Source organism: Puniceibacterium sp. IMCC21224 (genome assembly GCF_001038505.1).
Lineage (GTDB): Bacteria > Pseudomonadota > Alphaproteobacteria > Rhodobacterales > Rhodobacteraceae > Puniceibacterium.
This window is the reverse complement of the sequence record NZ_LDPY01000001.1, coordinates 3,731,201-3,746,401: the sequence shown is the minus strand read 5'-3', so window position 1 is coordinate 3,746,401 and position 15,201 is coordinate 3,731,201. Positions and strand designations below refer to the sequence as shown.

Here is a 15,201-nt window from a genome sequence, read left to right as displayed (position 1 = left end):
AAAAGGGAGTGTTCACGATGACCAGATTTCTCAGAGGCAGCGTTGGCTGTTTGGCGCTGACGCTTGCCCTTGGTACCGATGCCGCGGCGCAAAGCGAGGCGCTGATTGTCGGCAACAGCCGCTATTCGATGCTGGATGTGTTTGGTGGCGGCGCGGATGTGATGGACGCCACTGCCCCGCTAGAGGCGCAGGGGTTTGACGTGGTGCAGTTGGGCGAAGGCACAGCCACGCAGATGCGTCAGGCGCTGGGCCGATTTGTCGCTGGACTGGATGACGGGACCGAACGGGTTGCAGTGATCCTTGCCGGTCGGTTCGCGCATTCCGCGACCGACAGCTATCTTCTGCCGGTCGAGCTGGCCAGCCCGCTGGACGAAGCGGCGGTGATGGGTGACGCACTGTCGCTGTCGTCGGTGATGGGTCTTTTGGCGGCTTATCCCGGGCAGTCACTGCTCATGCTGGGGGAAAGTGACAGTGATGTTCTGGATAGTCGGTTCCTGAGCGGAGGCCTTGGCGCGTTTGAGGTGCCGCAGGGCGTGACGGTGATTCGCGGTGACGGGTCCGATCTGGGCCGCTTTGCCCGACGTGAACTGGTGAAGCCGGGCGCAGAGGTACTGGGTGCCGCGCGCGAGGCTGGGTTGATCGTGAATGGATACGCGCCGGGTGGCTATGTCTTTGTCCCGGTGGCAGAGCGTGAGACCTCGGCGCCCGCACCGCAGGCCCCGACGCAGGTCGTCGATGGCACCGGGGATGAACGGCTGTGGGAAACCACCCGCGCGCGCGATGATGTGTCTGGCTATCGCACCTACCTCCAGGCCTTTCCTAACGGGGCACATGCCGCCGAGGCTCGTGATCTGGTCGCCGCAATCGAGTCCGAGCCGTTCCGTTCCGAGCGGTTGGCCGAAGAGGCGCTGAGCCTGAACCGCGAGGCCCGTCGCGAAATCCAGCGCGATCTGTCGTTGTTGGACTACAATACGCGCGGTATCGACGGGTTGTTTGGGCCCGGTACGCGCGGCGCGGTCAAGGCATGGCAGGCCAGCAACGGGTTTGACCAATCCGGCTATCTTGAACGTGAGCAGATCACCCGGCTTGACGCGCAGGCCGAACGCCGCGCCGCCGAGCTTGAGCAAGAGGCCAAAGCCCGTCAGGCCGAATTGGAGCGCCTTGACCGCGCCTATTGGGACGAAACCGGATCACGCGGCGATGCGCCGGGGCTGCGCGCCTATCTTGGGCGTTACCCGGACGGCGTCTTTGCCGAAGTGGCGCAGGAGCGGCTGGAGGTATTTGAGGAAGAGCAGCGCGCGCAAGCCGCGGGTCGTGATCGCGAGGCGTGGGATCAGGCACGGCAGGGTGGCAGTGTCGGCGATTTCCAGGCCTATCTGACGGCGTTTCCGCAGGGTGCCTTTGCTGGTCAGGCCCAGGCCGAAATCGACGCGCTGCAGCAACCGTCCCAAGAACAGGAACTGATTGCGCGGGGTGAGGCGGCTGAGGCTGCGCTGAACCTGAACAATGCCGCCCGACGGATTGCCGAAGACCGCCTGAAGGCGTTGGGCCTGAAGCCCGGCAATGTTGATGGCGAGTTTGACGACAAGACCCGCCGCGCCATTCGCCGCTATCAAGAGGCGCGCCAGTTGCAGGTGACCGGGTATCTCGACCAGAGCACGGTGGTGCGGCTGCTGGCGGATTCGCTGCTGCGTTGACTGGATGTCGCGCTTGATCGGTCCGCTCGGCCGGTCAAATCGGTGCAAGTGGTGCGCATGGGGCGAGGTGATAGATGGACGATAGCGACGACACAGGTGGAACCCCGCCCTGTTTTGCCGATGAGATGGTGGGTGGTTACGCGATCGACGCGGCAACCAGGCGCGATCTTGACCGCTTTCGCCGGGCCGAGCGCAGTCGGCTTTATGATCTGCGCCGAGGAATGACATCGGTGGACCGGACGGCGCAGACGAACAGGGTTTACGCAGGGCTGGACGCGCTGTTGCCGAATGCTTCGGGACTGGTGATCGCAGCGTACTGGCCGATTCGCGGCGAGCTGGATTTGCGCCCGTGGATGAAAGCGATGTCCGCCCGTGGGGCAAATCTGGCGTTGCCAGTGGTGGTTCAGCGGGGCGCACCGGTTTCGTTTCACCGCTGGACGCCGGGATGCCGCATGATGCGCGGGGACTGGAGCATTCCGGTGCCAGCGGACCCGCAGGCTGTGCGTCCAGATGTGGTGATTGTACCGCTGCTCGGGGTTGATGAGGCGCAGTTCAGGCTGGGCAACGGCGGCGGGTACTATGATATGACGCTCGCCGCCAGCGATCCGTTGCCACACACAATTGCCGTGGGTCAGGATTTCTGCCGGATTCCGACAATCTTTCCCCAAGGCTGGGATATCAGGATGCAGACCGTGCTGCTGGGGGACGGATCGTGCCGCACATAGTCCGGCAGCGACGGCGTGCTGTAACCAGCAGCGCCATTTAGGCTGGTGATTCGGGGCGGGCATTTGTCGCGATCCCGCCCGGCAGCTTTGGATATCACGCATGGCCGAAACGAAAAAAGCCACCCGGCAAGGGGTGGCTTGATCGCATAACCCGTCGCCTGGACAGGTTCAGCCCTGGCGGGCTTTGAACCGGGGCTGCGTCTTGTTGATGATATAGACGCGGCCCTTGCGGCGCACAACGCGGCAGTCGCGGTGGCGGCTCTTGAGCGAGCGGAGCGAGTTTTTGACCTTCATGGTGGTCTCTCCTCTTGGCGCGGCGCGCGAGCGCCTGACTTGTTGCGTTTAATCTCGGACATCTTGTCCGGGATTGGTGATCTCATGGTGGGCGGTACAAGGTTCGAACTTGTGACCCCTTCGATGTCAACGAAGTGCTCTACCGCTGAGCTAACCGCCCATGCCCGTCACGTTCGCCTGCCCCGTAAACAAACGGGGCGCGGAAAGCCGCGCCGGTTCGCGTGCTATAAAAGGAGTCGCAGGAAGGATCAAGGGCTTTTGGCATTGCAATAAATAGCGTTATGCTACCGTCAAGAGGAGCGCAAATGCCAAAGGTCGCCTACCACCTTTACCGTCCAGACGCACTAACCTCGCGTGTGGTCTTTGCATCGCCGCACAGTGGACGCGACTACCCGTGGTCCTTTCTGCGACACACATTGCTGGACGATCATTCGATCCGCTCGTCCGAAGATGCCTATGTTGACAGGCTGTTTGATTGCGCGCCGCAGTTTGGCGCGCCTTTTCTCAAGGCTGGTGCACCGCGCGCCTTTCTTGATCTCAACCGCAGCGCGGACGAACTGGACCCCGCGCTGATCGACGGGGTACGGCGCAGCAGCCACAATCCCAGAGTCGCCAGCGGGCTGGGTGTGGTGCCGCGTGTGGTGGCCAATGGCCGTGCGATCTATCGCGGCAAGCTGCCAATGAGCGAGGCCGAGCGGCGAATCAGTGGCTACTGGCGACCATATCACGCCCAGCTCGAAGATTTGCTGACCCAGGCGCACAGGACCTTTGGCGAGGCGATACTACTGGATTGTCACTCCATGCCGCACGAGGCGGTGGACGGCGTTGCGCGCTCGGGCGTGCGACGGCCGGATATTGTGCTGGGCGACAGGTTCGGCGCGTCAGCGGGTATGGCGATCGTTGATTTTATCGAAGCGGCGTTTTCGGACGCCGGTCTGGTGGTCGCGCGCAATGCACCTTTTGCGGGGGCCTACACCACTCAGGCTTACGGTCGTCCGTCACGCGGGCAGCATGCCGTCCAGATCGAGATTGATCGCGCCATCTATATGGACGAGGTCGCGATTCGCCCAAATGATAACTTTCATGCCTTCCGGCGACTTCTGCGCGGCGTGATTTCTGAGATTGCTTCAATCGGGAATGAAGATCAGCAGCTGGCGGCGGAATAGATCCGTTGACCTAAAGCACCCGGTCCAGTGCGGCATCAAGCAGGGCATGATCTGCGATCACCAGCCGCACCGGCAGCGTCAGGACTTTTGATCGAAAACTGTCGGGCAGGCGGACCGCGTCCTTTTCAGTGGTGACAAGCTGAGCGAACAGCAGGCGTGACTCGTTCTCCAGCCGGGTCATCAGAGCGGGTGTCAGCGGCTGATGATCGTCCAGCGCCTCGGTCCGGATCAGATCGGCCCCCAGTCCGCGCAGAGTGGCAAAGAACTTTTGCGGATGGCCGATGCCGGCAAAGGCCAGTGTACGCAGTCCATGCCAATCCATACCGGTCTGCAACGGTTCAAGCGCGCCAGTCAGATGCGGCAGGGTCAGCATCGGCCCCCAAAGGTTGGCAAAGCGCGTCTGCGCCTGCGCTGCGCCTATCGACAGCAGCAGGTCGGCGCGGGCCAGCCCCGTCGCGACAGGTTCGCGCAGCGGGCCGGCTGGCAGGCAGCGCCCATTGCCGAAACCCGCGACCGCATCCACCACAACCAGCGACAGATCCTGCTGCAACGCCGGATTCTGGAACCCATCGTCAAGCACGATAACCTGCGCCCCCGCGGCGACGGCAGCTTGTGCCCCTGCGGCACGGTCACGCGCAATCCAGGTCGGTGCAAAGGCGGCGAGCAGCAGCGGTTCGTCCCCGACCTGCGCCGCATCGTGGCGCGTGAAATCGACCTGCACCGGACCAGTCAGCGTGCCGCCATGTCCGCGCGACACCACATGCGGTGTCGCGCCGCGCGCGATCAGGCGCTGGACGAGTGCAATCGCGGTCGGGGTTTTGCCGGTGCCGCCGGCGTTGATGTTGCCAACGCAGATTACCGGTACTGGCAGACGCAGGCTGGGCTGGGACAGCCTGCGCGCCGTAGCTGCGGCATAGGCCGCACCCAACGGCGCCAGCAATCTGGCGCGCCAGTCTGGCGCGTCTGGCGTTGTGTCCCAAAAGGCGGGTGCGCGCATCAGTGTGCTCCGGCCCGGTCAAGCACATCCAGCGCCAGGTCAACCACCTTGTCTGCCATCGCGGCACCCGCCGAAACAATATCCCATCCGGCATGCGCCATGGCGGCGGCGCGGTCTGGGGCAATCAGTTGCGACACTGCGGCGGTCAGGGTGTCCACATCCTTGACGATGCGCGCCGCCCCTGCTTCGGCCAGCCGGGAATACGTGGATAGATGTCTGCCCACATTGGGTCCGTACAGGATCGCCGATCCCAATGCCGCCGCATCCAGCGGGTTGGTGCCACCGTAGCCGGACACCAGCGAACTGCCCAGCAGCGCCAGAGGCGAGAGCCGGAACCAAAGGCCCAGCTCTTCCGGTCCGCCCGCAAGCACAAGCTGCGTATTTTCGTCCAGAGTTTCTCCGTCCTCCCAATGACATAACCGCATGCCTGAATTTCTCAGTTGCAGGTCGATCGCCTCGTATTCCTGGGGGTTTGCGGGGCAGAGGAACAGCAAGAGCCGGTGATTCAACCGCGAGGCGCGCTGATGCGCGGTCAACAGAATCGCGATTTCAGTCGGACGCATATGTGCAGCGAGCCAGACCGGACGCCCGGATAGAATCGCGGCCATTTCGGCATGTTGTCGGTGAGAGCAATCCAAAGTCATTGTCGATTCGATCAGCGGCCCTGCGCGCTCGAACCGGGTCTCGGGGATGCCCAAGCGCCGCAATCGGCGCTCGGCGGCCTGATCTGTGGTAAAGATGGTGTCGAACCGGGCCAGCGTTGCCGGTGCACTGTCAGGTAGCCAGCGCTGCGCCGGGGTGGTCCATGGCGCGTCCGCAGCATCAATCAGCGCCTGATAACATCCATGTGCTGATGTGAAATACGTCAGCGCGGGATGTAACCCGTGATCAGCCCACAGACAAAGATCCGGCGACCAATGGCGGGCAAAGAGTTCGGTGTCGGCCTGGGTTTCTGGCGGCAGATGTGCTGTGCAGATCCGGGTGTTCTCTGCTGCGACACCGGGATGGGTCATCAGCAGACCGAGCTGCGGGCGTTGATGGCAAATCCGGGTACAGAGCGTGGCCAGCGCGCGCTGCTGACGCTCGGTCCCGGCATGAGCCCAAAGCAGTGGGCCTGCGGGGCGCGAAGGCCAGCCGGGATCGGGGGCAAGACGCGCCTTGCCCCGCTGAAATGTCAGGTATGTGCGCAAATTAAAGGGAATTTCTGGCAAGGATTACCCGAGCTTCTCGGTGGCCGACGCATCGGTTTCTTCGTCCCGCAGACGATGCAGATGCGCAATGTAATACCGCATATGGGCGTTGTCGACGGTGCGCTGCGCCTCTGCCTTCCAGGCGGTATAGGCGCTGTCGTAATTCGGGAAGATTCCGACAATGTGGATGTCATCGACATTCTTGAACTGATTCTTCGAAGGCGTGACCAGCTCTCCTCCGAACACAAGATGCAGGCGTTGCATGGGCGTCTCCTATCCTACTGACAGCGACCCTTAGCGAAGGTGCGCCGCAGGTCAAGCCATGGTGCCACCATGCGCCGCGCATGCATTCGTTTTGTTCAGGGTTGCAACGTATTCTGCAGGGTAGACCCCAATGACCGCGCGGTGGGCAACTAAATTTCAACTATCGGTCGTCATGGTCTTTACAGAATGATCCCCTTTGGAATGAGGTCCGGATGTTTTTGCCAAGAATGGCGTTTTTACTGGTTCTTCTGGTCCTGGTGGGTCCCGATACGGCAATGGCCGACCGGGTTTCGCTGTTGGCAAATGATGGTTTCCTCGGGTCGCGCGGTGCGCTGATCCCGGCGACAGGTCGGCGCTCGGCGTTGATCAAGGATGTCGGCCCGACTGCGGCAGAGGACGGTGCGCGGCGCGTGTCGAGCCTGTTTATAGACAAGCAGGGTGCCAGCCTTTTTGCGCGCTCGCCCAGGCGCCTGATACCGTCTGGCTGGGCCGGAATTTCGGCCCTGTCCGGCACCCCGGTCGAGCGCATCCGCCAGTTGATCGGCCATGCAGAATCGCGTCAGGCCGGGTACAACGCGGTGCAGCACGGGGCCACGAAACGTCCGGCCAGACGTCCGACCGAGATGACCATCGCCGAGATTTACGACTGGATTGACGACACGCCGGGTCAGCCCCATGCCATCGGACGGTATCAGTTCATTCCCGCGACGCTGAAACGTCTGGTGACGAAAAAAGGGGTGTCGCTGCAACAGGTGTTTTCGCCTCCGGTGCAGGATTTGCTGGCGGATGTGCTGCTGGTCGAGGCGGGATTGATCGCGATGCGCAGCGGCGCGATGGAGCGGCATCAGTTCATGGACAATCTGGCGAAAATTTGGGCCGGGCTGCCCAATTCGTCGGGCAAGTCGCACTACCACGGGTTTGCGGGCAACCGCGCGACCATGAGCTGGGCACATTTCGACGCTGAGATGGGCAAGATCTTTCCGGGGTGATTTTTCGCGCGACTGGCAGGAGGCTGGCCAAACTGTTAGCGCAAGAGGCTGTGAATCTCGGTCCAGACCGTAGGCGTACCTGCCACGACGCCGTCAGCCTGCGGCCGTGCGTTGTTGAATTGGAGCGCCGCGCCGCGTTGGTCACTGACGCAGGCACCGGCTTCGGACAGGATCAGGCTGCCGGCGGCGATGTCCCATTCCCAGGTCGGACGAAACGTGAGCATCGCATCATACCGCCCCTCGGCGACTAGGGCCATGCGGTAGGCCAGAGACGGGCGATGGGAGCGACGCACATCCGGCGCGCCGCGTGGCCAGTGCAGCGGCGCGAGGCTGGGCCGCGTGGCCAGCAGGCGGGCGTTGGTCAGCGCATCGGTCGCGGACGCGCGGATGGGCGTGCCGTTCAATGCGGCGCCCGCGCCCCGGCTGGCTGTATAAAGCTTGTCTCGCAGCGGCAGGAAAACCACCGCAGCTGTGATCTGCCCGCCAACTGCCACAGCTAGTGAATGCGCCCAGGTCTCTTCTCCTTCGATGAAACTGCGGGTGCCGTCGATGGGGTCGACAATAAAGGTCCGGGGCGCGGACAGTCGGGCGGAGTCATCGGGGCTTTCTTCTGACAGCCAGCCATAGTCCGGGCGGGCAGGGCGCAGAATGTCGTGCAGCACGCTGTTCACCGCCAGATCCGCAGCCGTGACCGGACTGTCATCCGCCTTGTGAGTCACATCGAGCGGGCCGCCGATATAGGTGGTCGCAACCCGAGCCGCTTCATGTGCCGCATGGATCAGCAGATCGAGGTCGCTATTCCCCGGCAAGGGTCAGTCCTTCGACCAGCAGCGATGGCACCACGCGGCTCAGCCAGGGACGGGCGTCGTTCGCCGGGCGCAAGCTGCGCAGCATGTCGCGCAGATTTCCGGCAATGGTGATGCCCGACACCGGATAGGCGATGGCACCGTTTTCGACCCAGAACCCGGCAGCGCCACGGGAATAATCGCCATTGTTGGGGTTGATCGTCGCACCGATCATCGAGGTCACAACCAACCCGGTCCCCATGGCGGCGATCAGTTCCTCGCGGCTTTCGCTCCCCTGGGTCAGGGCGACATTCCACGGCGCGGGTGATGGCCCGCCCGACGTCGACCGCGCGGCATTGGCGGTGGATTGCAGCCCCAGCTTGCGGGCATTGGCCAGATCAAGGGTCCAGCCGGTCAGCACGCCGTCTTTGACGATGGTGCGGGGGCGGGTGGCCAGCCCCTCGGCGTCAAACGGGCGAGAGGCCATGATGCGCGGACGCAGCGGATCTTCGGTCAGGGAGAGGTGCGCGGGCAGGACCTGAGTTCCCATCCCGTCCAGCAGCCAGGACGCACCGCGTGCAATCGCGGAACCGTTGATGGCAGACAGCAGGTGACCGATCAGCGACGATGAGATCCGTTCGTCAAACAGGACCGGATAGGCGCCGGTCTTTGGCCTGCGGGGGGACATCCGGTCCAGCGTGCGGGCCGCGGCGGTGCGGCCGATATCTTCGGGCAGGCGCAGGTCGGATTGAAAAATCCGGCTGTCGCCGTCGTAATCCCGTTCCATTCCAGTGCCGGTGCCCGCAATGGCCACGCAAGAGATGGATCGCGACGACCGCGCATAGCCGCCGGAAAAGCCGTTGGTCGCGGCAAGGTGGATACGCTGTGCGCCATAGCCCGCCGATGCGCCGTCGATCTGGCTGATGCCGGTGACAGCAAGGGCTGCGGCTTCGGCGCGGCGGGCGTCGTCCTCAAGCGCGGCGGGTGCGGGTTCCGGGCTGTCGTCAAACAGTTCGAGCGCGTCTGCGTCCCAGTCGCGGGCCAACTGGTCTGCTTCGGCCAGTCCGATATACGGATCCTCGGGTGCCTCGCGGGCCATGGCGACGGCGCGCAGGGCCATTGCCTCCATCGTTTCGGGGCGCACGTCCGACGCCGAGACATTGGCGCTGCGCTGGCCCATCAGCACCCGCAGCCCGATGTCGATGGCCTCGGCCCTCTCAGCCTGTTCCAGCCCGCCGTTTCGCACGTCGATCGACACCGAAGTTCCGTCAATGGCAAAGGCATCGGCGCTGTCCGCGCCGGCCTTGCGTGCGGCATCGAGCAAGGCGTGGGTGAGGGATGCAAGATCGTGGGCCATGGGCGCTCCGGCAAAATTCTGTGACGCAGACCTATGGCGACTGCCGCCCCTGCGCAAGGGTTCGAGGGCTGTGTCGGGCCGAGTAACCGGCTGGGTTGGCGCAGGCGCGGTCAACATGTGATGCCCGAATGGGATGTTTCGGGCGGGCGGAATGCCGCACTATGAAACTCTGGCGGGACGCCGCATCGCGGCCTATAAAAACCCAATGACGCGACATATTCCCGGAGTTCTCTCAAGGCTGTTTGTGCTCATTGCGTTTGTCGCGATGGCCAGCTCGGGTTTTGCGCATCGCCTTTCGGCCCCCAACCTTGATCCATCTCTGTTGGCTTATGTTCAGGTTGGCGGATCTTTGGATGACCTATGCGGAGAGTCCGGCGACACGTCGCATAGCGGGTCACAGAACTGCGATGCCTGTCGTCTGGTGCATGCTGCGGTCCTTGCCCCGGTTGAGGCCGACATCACACGCCCGATCCTGCGATCCGCCGCCAGCCCGTGCCGGGTGTCAGCCGAACGTCCGCCGTCCGGGCGGATTGATCTTTCGCGGGCCGCCCGCGCACCTCCAACAATCTGAACCCCCTCACTTTTCGGATCAATCAATAGCGCCCTGCACCGCAGGGCGGCAGGTGTGGAGAACACTCATGACAACACGTATTCTGGCAGTCGCGGCTGCAATCGTAATCGGGCATGCGGCATCGGCGCATGATTTCAAGGTGGGCGATCTGGTGATCGAACATCCGATGGCGTTTGCGACGCCCAAAACCGCAATGACGGGCGGCGGGTATCTGTCGATCACCAACACTGGGGCCGGGGACGACAGGCTGCTGGCCGTCGAGGCGGCGTTTCCGCGTGTGATGCTGCACACGACGGATATGCAGAACGATGTGGCCAGTATGCGCCACGTTGAAGGGATCGTCATTCCTGCCGGAGCGACGGTGACCTTTGAACCGGGTGGCCTGCATGTGATGTTCATGGGATTGGACGGTGATCCGTTTGAGGTCGGCGAAAAGATCCCAGCGACGCTGGTGTTTGAGCACGCGGGCAACCTCGATGTCATGTTCAACGTCGAAGCACGTGGTGCCTCTGATGACATGGATCACAGCGCCCACGGCGCCGGTCACTGAGGCGGGGACAGAGATGGTATCCATCGATCCCCCACAGATTCTGGGGCGTGCCGAATCGGCAGCCGGGGTCAGAAGTTCTATTTCGCGGTATGGCGCTGGCATTGCTATGCCGGGCTTTATGTCATTCCGTTCCTTATCATGCTGGCTGTGACGGGGTTGTCCCGGTGACGCTGGACACCGTAGCGGGTTTCGCACACCAGATCGGGTTCGAGAACTGCTTTCAGTTGAACCTGCCGCAGAGCGACGATGGCGTCTGGACGATCTCGCGCGATTCGATGCGCAATGACAGCATTCACCCGACTGACGACCGCACCGTTCACCTTGATCAATATACGGGAATTTGGCCGATGTGCGCTTTGCCGACTATTCGGTTTACGGGCAGGGCATGGCGGTCGGGATCGCGTTACACGAGGGCGATATGGGTTGGTGGAACATCGTCCTGAACACGCTGTTCTGTCTGTCGGTGATCTTTGTCAGTCTCAGCGGCGCTGTGATGTGGTGGATGCGCCGCCCGTCCGGTGCTGCGCGTCTGGCCGCACCGCCGATGCCCCGTGACATGCCGTTGTGGCAGGGTGCTGTGCTGGTCGGCCTCGCGGTGTCACTGGCGTTCCCGCTGGCGGGTCTGACGCTGTTGGCGATGCTGGTGCTGGATGTTCTGATCCTGCCGCGTATTCCTGCAATGCGGCGCATCCTCAACTAAACAACCGCGCCGACCTGCTTTGGGGCGGCGCGGTTGTTGCATTGCATTTGAAATCAGCGCCCGTCCGGGGATGACGTTTCCCGGTCGGGCCCTGCGGTTCAGGAATCGCAGCCATAACCCAATGCGACGCGACCCTGCGAAATGCTATCGATAGTGACCGAACAGCCGCTGTCATCGCCCACCGGCAGTGATTGACCCGCCGTCACGGATTCGAGGGTCAGACCATTCAACGCGACGCGCGCCGATGCGCCGTCGGCGCTGATTCCAGAAACGAACACCCGCGTCTTTCCGTCGTCAAACAGTGCGGTCTGGCCGACGCTGAACCCTTCGGCTTCGGGGGCGTCGTCAGCGGTGGACGCGGATTCGGCGCTTTCTGGTTCCGGAGCTTCTTGAGTGTTCTCGGGTGCCGCTTCTGCTTTCGGGGCAGGGGGGGCTGCTGGGACATTGGCTATGCTTTCGGACAGCGCGGCAAGCTGATCACCGATGCTGCCGCTTTGATTGGCAATCGCCGTCTCGATGGAGCCGCCAAGACTGCTGATCGCATCCAGCGCCGAGGTGCCGCCTTCTGCCATCTTGGTTTCGATCGCGGTAAGCCGATCACCCAGCCCATCAACGCCTGCGCTCAGCGCTGTATTGGCTTCGGTTGAGGTGGCCAGGCGGTCGTCGATGAGGCTGCCGATTGCATCCATATCCGCGCCGCGTGGGGCAGTGACATTTCCAAGCGCAAATCCAACGATAAGCGCGACGATACCCGTGCCAATGACCTTTTGATCCAATTCTCTTCTCCCGTGGTGCGTGTGATGTGGCCGTTGTTCAGCCTTCGATACAAGGACAAGACCATAACGTGGAGAGAGAAGGAACCAGAGACTTTTGTCGCGTCGCCAGACCCCATGCAGGGGGCGTTATTCGGTCGGCGTGACCACGCCGACAATCGGCCCCATCCAGCGCCCGATATCGGAACGGCCGAGGTCCGGCGCGTAAAGTCGCGATATATTGCCGTCCAGAAACAGCGCCTGTGGCAGTTTCAGCACGTCACGAAACAGCCGCCCGAACTGATGAAACGTCACTGGCTGCTCTGAAATGGCAAAGATTGCGGTCTGACCGTCGGTGCTGGTTCCGACACCGTTGCGGATGTAGCGCGATGTGCTGTCGACCAGAAACCGCGGGTGCAGTTTGCCGTCGATGACCAGCATCGGCCCGGACTGCGTGGCAAAAGTGCAAGCTGGCGCCTCATCGACATAGCGCAGTGTTTCAATCACGTCGGCGCGGCCGGGCCGGATGCACAGGATGCCGTTGGGCAGCAGGCCAAAATTTCCGGGTCCGGCGTTGGGAATGACGCGCATCACTTCGCTTCCTCCCTCGACATAGTGGCCGACGGGCGCGCGGTCGTTGTGATACATCCCGGCATTCATGGCAAACGCCAGTCGTTCGCCCTGGGTCCGCAGCGCGGCATCCACCTGCGAAAACTGGCCAAAGGGTTTGCCCGAAGTGTCGTTCAGAAACAGCCGCAGATCGTCCTGCGCCATATCCACGCGGCAAATGGTGTAACGGCTGCCATCATGTTCCAGCGTGTTGCATGTCAGCGCGCTGGCCGGGCGGGACGGCATAAATGGAATCATCAGCAGGGCAAGCAGCAGACACAGGCGATACATGCCTTAGTCGTCCAGATCGCGCCGTACGTCGTCCTGTGAAAACAGGCGGCGAGTGTCATCCATGCGATCAAACGTATCGTCGAGCCGGAACCGAAGATCAGGGGCAAATTTCAACGTCAGCCCCTTGGAGACGGCGCGGCGCAGTTCCGATTTGTTGCGCGCAAGCAGGCCAACAATCTCGTCCTGGCCCTTGCCACCCAAAGGCAGCACATACGCGGTGGCGATTTTCAGATCCGGCGACACCCGCACCTCGCCAACTGTCACCGAATACCGGTTCAGGTCGGAGTCATGGATATCCCCCCGATTCAGCACATCGGAAAGGGTGCGGCGGATGAGCTCTCCGACGCGCAACTGGCGCTGGCTGGGTCCGGCGCTTTCGTGGAATCTGTTCTTGGCCATACACCCCATCTAGGATGTCTGCGGCCCTTTGCCAAGCGGGGGCACGTCGGGTAAGACACGCGAAGCAAAAAGTTAGCGGAGACGAGCAATGAGTGGGCAGCCAGGCGTGGTGGTGACAGGGGTATCGGGCCGCATGGGTCAGATGCTGGTGCGCGAAATAACCGCCCACGACGGGCTGCGCCTGTCGGGCGCGGTCGAACGGGCGGGGCACCCTTGGGTCGGCAGCGATTTAGGGACTTGTATGGGGGGTGCCGCCCTGGGTGTCGTGGTGACGGATGACGCGCTTGAGGCGTTTGCCTCTGCGCAGGCGGTGATCGACTTTACCACACCCGCTGCGACCGTCGGCTTTTCTGAACTGGCGGCGCAGGCGCGGGCGGTGCATGTGATCGGCACCACCGGTCTGTCCGACGACGATCTGGCGAAAATCCGCGCGGCGTCGCATCATGCGGTCGTCGTACGTGCCGGGAACATGAGCCTTGGCGTGAATCTGCTGACGCTGCTTACGAAAAAGGTGGCGGCGGCGCTGGGGGACGATTGGGACATCGAAATCGTCGAAACGCACCACAATCGCAAGGTCGACGCGCCCTCAGGCACCGCGCTGATGCTGGGTGAGGCCGCTGCCGAGGGACGCGGCGTCGAATTGGCGGCGGTCTCGGACCGGGGCCGCGACGGCATCACAGGTGCGCGCAAGGCGGGCGACATCGGCTTTAGCGCGATTCGCGGTGGTGACGTGGTGGGAGAGCATGATGTGATCTTCGCCACAGCAGGGGAACGTATCGTGCTGCGTCACCTTGCGGGGGACAGGTCGCTGTTTGCACGTGGCGCGCTGCGCGCCGCGATTTGGGGACAGGATCAGGAACCGGGCGAATATGACATGCTCGATGTGCTTGGGCTGTCGGGCGACTAGGGACGGGGACGCGGCGCCGCCTGTTGGTCAGTGTTGTGGTCGCGGGCCAGTTTTAGGGCCAGCGCGGTGCAGGTGTGTTCTGCCTCGCCTTCCTGATGGCCGCTGGCAAAACTCGCCACGGTGATCGGGTCTGCCCTGTCGGGGAAATGATACACTGCGTTGACGCAGAACGGACCAGCGCCAGAGTGCCCGATGGCACGACCGGCGTGGGCGACAGTGCCTGACATCAAACCCAGTCCGTAACCGCAGGTCTTCCAGGGCCGTCCCGGGATTGCCCCCCCGAGCGGCACCACATCGTTCATCGCTGCCAAAGAGGGTGGCGCCAGCAAAGCGCCGGTCATCACCGCATCCAGCAGGCGGGCTGCATCCGGTGCCGTGCCGGTCAAACAGCCGTGATAGACCCAGCCGGGGTCATATCGGGCTGCGTCAGGCCAGTGCAGGTTGGCAAAGTCGGCGCAGGTGCTGGCCAACCTGACGCTGCGCAACCCCAGCGGCACGGTGATCAGGTCGGCGATCAGCTGGGATAGCGGCTTACCCGAGGCGGCCTCGATCATCTCGATCGCCAGGATGTATCCGACGTTCGAATAGGACCACCCGTCACCCGGCGCAAACAGCGGGCCTGCGGACAGCGCCCTGTCCCGCACGTCATCGCGGGGCCACGGCGTGCCCCCGTTCGCGACCGCCCGGTGATAGTCGTTCCATTGGCCATAATCGCGCAGGCCCGCGCTGTGTTGCAGCAGTTGGCTCAACGTCCACGGCATGTCGTCGGGGCGGGTATTCAGGGTGAGTGTGCCAACCTCGGCCAGTCGCAATGCGCAGATGGCAATGACCGTTTTGGTAAAGCTCCAGTACGGGAACAAGGCCGTGGCATCGCCGACGGTTCCAGAATGACCAGACCCGGTGATCCATGCAGAATGGCGTGGGCCGGTGGGGGAGGTGGTCGGTGGCATCGTCACGG

The 15,201-nt window shown here is 63.0% G+C and carries 18 protein-coding genes and 1 tRNA gene; 8 read left to right on the top strand and 11 right to left on the bottom strand.

What is annotated here, in order from left to right; genetic code table 11:
• Positions 1-17 precede the first annotated feature (17 nt).
• Together IMCC21224_RS17455 and IMCC21224_RS17450 are read left to right on the top strand one after the other, a co-directional pair.
• A complete protein-coding gene (locus IMCC21224_RS17455) occupies positions 18-1,697 on the top strand; it encodes a peptidoglycan-binding protein (protein WP_082135259.1) in 1,680 nt (559 codons plus the stop codon).
• Positions 1,698-1,771: 74 nt separating this feature from the next.
• Positions 1,772-2,422, top strand: coding sequence for a 5-formyltetrahydrofolate cyclo-ligase (locus IMCC21224_RS17450; RefSeq protein WP_047996425.1), 651 nt, complete (start codon positions 1,772-1,774; stop codon positions 2,420-2,422).
• A 168-nt stretch (positions 2,423-2,590) separates the two neighbouring features.
• On the opposite strand, the gene ykgO is transcribed toward IMCC21224_RS17450, so the two are convergent.
• Positions 2,591-2,716: a type B 50S ribosomal protein L36 gene (gene ykgO, locus IMCC21224_RS17445; RefSeq protein ID WP_047996424.1), complete on the bottom strand. Its 126-nt coding sequence runs from the start codon at positions 2,714-2,716 to the stop codon at positions 2,591-2,593.
• Positions 2,717-2,801: 85 nt separating this feature from the next.
• Positions 2,802-2,876, bottom strand: a tRNA-Val gene (locus tag IMCC21224_RS17440).
• Positions 2,877-3,021: 145 nt separating this feature from the next.
• Here IMCC21224_RS17440 and IMCC21224_RS17435 point away from each other — a divergent pair.
• Positions 3,022-3,882 carry an N-formylglutamate amidohydrolase gene (locus IMCC21224_RS17435; protein WP_047996423.1) on the top strand — a complete coding sequence of 287 codons (861 nt, stop codon included), beginning with the start codon at positions 3,022-3,024 and terminating at the stop codon, positions 3,880-3,882.
• 10 nt (positions 3,883-3,892) lie between these two features.
• Here the strand turns inward: IMCC21224_RS17435 and lpxK are convergent, their stop codons facing one another.
• From lpxK to IMCC21224_RS17420, 3 genes are read right to left on the bottom strand one after another with little or no spacing between them, the layout of a single operon-like run.
• Positions 3,893-4,879, bottom strand: coding sequence for a tetraacyldisaccharide 4'-kinase (gene lpxK, locus IMCC21224_RS17430; RefSeq protein ID WP_047996422.1), 987 nt, complete (start codon positions 4,877-4,879; stop codon positions 3,893-3,895).
• Positions 4,879-6,090 carry a 3-deoxy-D-manno-octulosonic acid transferase gene (locus tag IMCC21224_RS17425; protein ID WP_231582112.1) on the bottom strand — a complete coding sequence of 404 codons (1,212 nt, stop codon included), beginning with the start codon at positions 6,088-6,090 and terminating at the stop codon, positions 4,879-4,881. Before IMCC21224_RS17425 ends, lpxK begins: the two co-directional genes overlap by 1 nt.
• 3 nt (positions 6,091-6,093) lie before the next feature.
• Positions 6,094-6,333, bottom strand: coding sequence for a DUF4170 domain-containing protein (locus tag IMCC21224_RS17420; protein ID WP_047996421.1), 240 nt, complete (start codon positions 6,331-6,333; stop codon positions 6,094-6,096).
• 212 nt (positions 6,334-6,545) lie between these two features.
• On the opposite strand from IMCC21224_RS17420, the gene IMCC21224_RS17415 reads away from it, so the two are divergent.
• On the top strand, positions 6,546-7,322 hold the full coding sequence (locus IMCC21224_RS17415) for a hypothetical protein (RefSeq protein WP_047996420.1): 777 nt from the start codon (positions 6,546-6,548) through the stop codon (positions 7,320-7,322).
• Between the two features lie 35 nt (positions 7,323-7,357).
• Here the strand turns inward: IMCC21224_RS17415 and IMCC21224_RS17410 are convergent, their stop codons facing one another.
• Both IMCC21224_RS17410 and IMCC21224_RS17405 read right to left on the bottom strand, forming a co-directional pair.
• Positions 7,358-8,131 carry a 3'(2'),5'-bisphosphate nucleotidase CysQ gene (locus IMCC21224_RS17410; RefSeq protein WP_047996419.1) on the bottom strand — a complete coding sequence of 258 codons (774 nt, stop codon included), beginning with the start codon at positions 8,129-8,131 and terminating at the stop codon, positions 7,358-7,360.
• Positions 8,118-9,464, bottom strand: a complete 1,347-nt coding sequence (locus IMCC21224_RS17405; protein ID WP_047996418.1) for a TldD/PmbA family protein — start codon at positions 9,462-9,464, stop codon at positions 8,118-8,120. Before IMCC21224_RS17405 ends, IMCC21224_RS17410 begins: the two co-directional genes overlap by 14 nt.
• A 151-nt stretch (positions 9,465-9,615) precedes the next feature.
• Here IMCC21224_RS17405 and IMCC21224_RS26640 point away from each other — a divergent pair, with 151 nt between their 5' ends.
• From IMCC21224_RS26640 to IMCC21224_RS27240, 3 genes are all read left to right on the top strand, one after another.
• Complete coding sequence (locus IMCC21224_RS26640; protein ID WP_156178324.1) at positions 9,616-10,035, top strand: hypothetical protein; 420 nt, start codon at positions 9,616-9,618, stop codon at positions 10,033-10,035.
• A gap of 67 nt (positions 10,036-10,102) precedes the next feature.
• Complete coding sequence (locus IMCC21224_RS17395) at positions 10,103-10,585, top strand: copper chaperone PCu(A)C (RefSeq protein ID WP_047996417.1); 483 nt, start codon at positions 10,103-10,105, stop codon at positions 10,583-10,585.
• A gap of 349 nt (positions 10,586-10,934) precedes the next feature.
• On the top strand, positions 10,935-11,285 hold the full coding sequence (locus IMCC21224_RS27240) for a PepSY domain-containing protein (RefSeq protein ID WP_369796032.1): 351 nt from the start codon (positions 10,935-10,937) through the stop codon (positions 11,283-11,285).
• A gap of 98 nt (positions 11,286-11,383) precedes the next feature.
• On the opposite strand, the gene IMCC21224_RS17385 is transcribed toward IMCC21224_RS27240, so the two are convergent.
• The 3 genes from IMCC21224_RS17385 to rbfA form a co-directional block, all read right to left on the bottom strand.
• On the bottom strand, positions 11,384-12,061 hold the full coding sequence (locus IMCC21224_RS17385; RefSeq protein WP_047996416.1) for a hypothetical protein: 678 nt from the start codon (positions 12,059-12,061) through the stop codon (positions 11,384-11,386).
• A gap of 126 nt (positions 12,062-12,187) precedes the next feature.
• On the bottom strand, positions 12,188-12,937 hold the full coding sequence (locus tag IMCC21224_RS17380) for a phosphodiester glycosidase family protein (RefSeq protein WP_047996415.1): 750 nt from the start codon (positions 12,935-12,937) through the stop codon (positions 12,188-12,190).
• Positions 12,938-12,940: 3 nt separating this feature from the next.
• Complete coding sequence (gene rbfA, locus IMCC21224_RS17375; RefSeq protein ID WP_047996414.1) at positions 12,941-13,336, bottom strand: 30S ribosome-binding factor RbfA; 396 nt, start codon at positions 13,334-13,336, stop codon at positions 12,941-12,943.
• Between the two features lie 88 nt (positions 13,337-13,424).
• Here rbfA and dapB point away from each other — a divergent pair, with 88 nt between their 5' ends.
• Positions 13,425-14,243, top strand: a complete 819-nt coding sequence (gene dapB, locus IMCC21224_RS17370) for a 4-hydroxy-tetrahydrodipicolinate reductase (RefSeq protein WP_047996413.1) — start codon at positions 13,425-13,427, stop codon at positions 14,241-14,243.
• Here dapB and IMCC21224_RS17365 read toward each other — a convergent pair.
• Positions 14,240-15,193, bottom strand: a complete 954-nt coding sequence (locus IMCC21224_RS17365; RefSeq protein ID WP_047996412.1) for a serine hydrolase — start codon at positions 15,191-15,193, stop codon at positions 14,240-14,242. The two genes, dapB and IMCC21224_RS17365, sit on opposite strands and share 4 nt — an antisense overlap.
• Between the last annotated feature and the right edge of the window lie 8 nt (positions 15,194-15,201).

Bases quoted from the DNA above. Each gene is read 5' to 3' on its own strand.
- IMCC21224_RS17455 (WP_082135259.1), top strand. From the start codon at position 18: ATGACCAGATTTCTCAGAGGCAGCGTTGGCTGTTTGGCGCTGACGCTT.
- IMCC21224_RS17450 (WP_047996425.1), top strand. From the start codon at position 1,772: ATGGACGATAGCGACGACACAGGTGGAACCCCGCCCTGTTTTGCCGAT.
- ykgO (WP_047996424.1), bottom strand. From the start codon at position 2,716: ATGAAGGTCAAAAACTCGCTCCGCTCGCTCAAGAGCCGCCACCGCGAC.
- IMCC21224_RS17435 (WP_047996423.1), top strand. From the start codon at position 3,022: ATGCCAAAGGTCGCCTACCACCTTTACCGTCCAGACGCACTAACCTCG.
- lpxK (WP_047996422.1), bottom strand. From the start codon at position 4,879: ATGCGCGCACCCGCCTTTTGGGACACAACGCCAGACGCGCCAGACTGG.
- IMCC21224_RS17420 (WP_047996421.1), bottom strand. From the start codon at position 6,333: ATGCAACGCCTGCATCTTGTGTTCGGAGGAGAGCTGGTCACGCCTTCG.
- IMCC21224_RS17415 (WP_047996420.1), top strand. From the start codon at position 6,546: ATGTTTTTGCCAAGAATGGCGTTTTTACTGGTTCTTCTGGTCCTGGTG.
- IMCC21224_RS17405 (WP_047996418.1), bottom strand. From the start codon at position 9,464: ATGGCCCACGATCTTGCATCCCTCACCCACGCCTTGCTCGATGCCGCA.
- IMCC21224_RS26640 (WP_156178324.1), top strand. From the start codon at position 9,616: ATGCCGCACTATGAAACTCTGGCGGGACGCCGCATCGCGGCCTATAAA.
- IMCC21224_RS17395 (WP_047996417.1), top strand. From the start codon at position 10,103: ATGACAACACGTATTCTGGCAGTCGCGGCTGCAATCGTAATCGGGCAT.
- IMCC21224_RS17380 (WP_047996415.1), bottom strand. From the start codon at position 12,937: ATGTATCGCCTGTGTCTGCTGCTTGCCCTGCTGATGATTCCATTTATG.
- rbfA (WP_047996414.1), bottom strand. From the start codon at position 13,336: ATGGCCAAGAACAGATTCCACGAAAGCGCCGGACCCAGCCAGCGCCAG.
- dapB (WP_047996413.1), top strand. From the start codon at position 13,425: ATGAGTGGGCAGCCAGGCGTGGTGGTGACAGGGGTATCGGGCCGCATG.
- IMCC21224_RS17365 (WP_047996412.1), bottom strand. From the start codon at position 15,193: ATGCCACCGACCACCTCCCCCACCGGCCCACGCCATTCTGCATGGATC.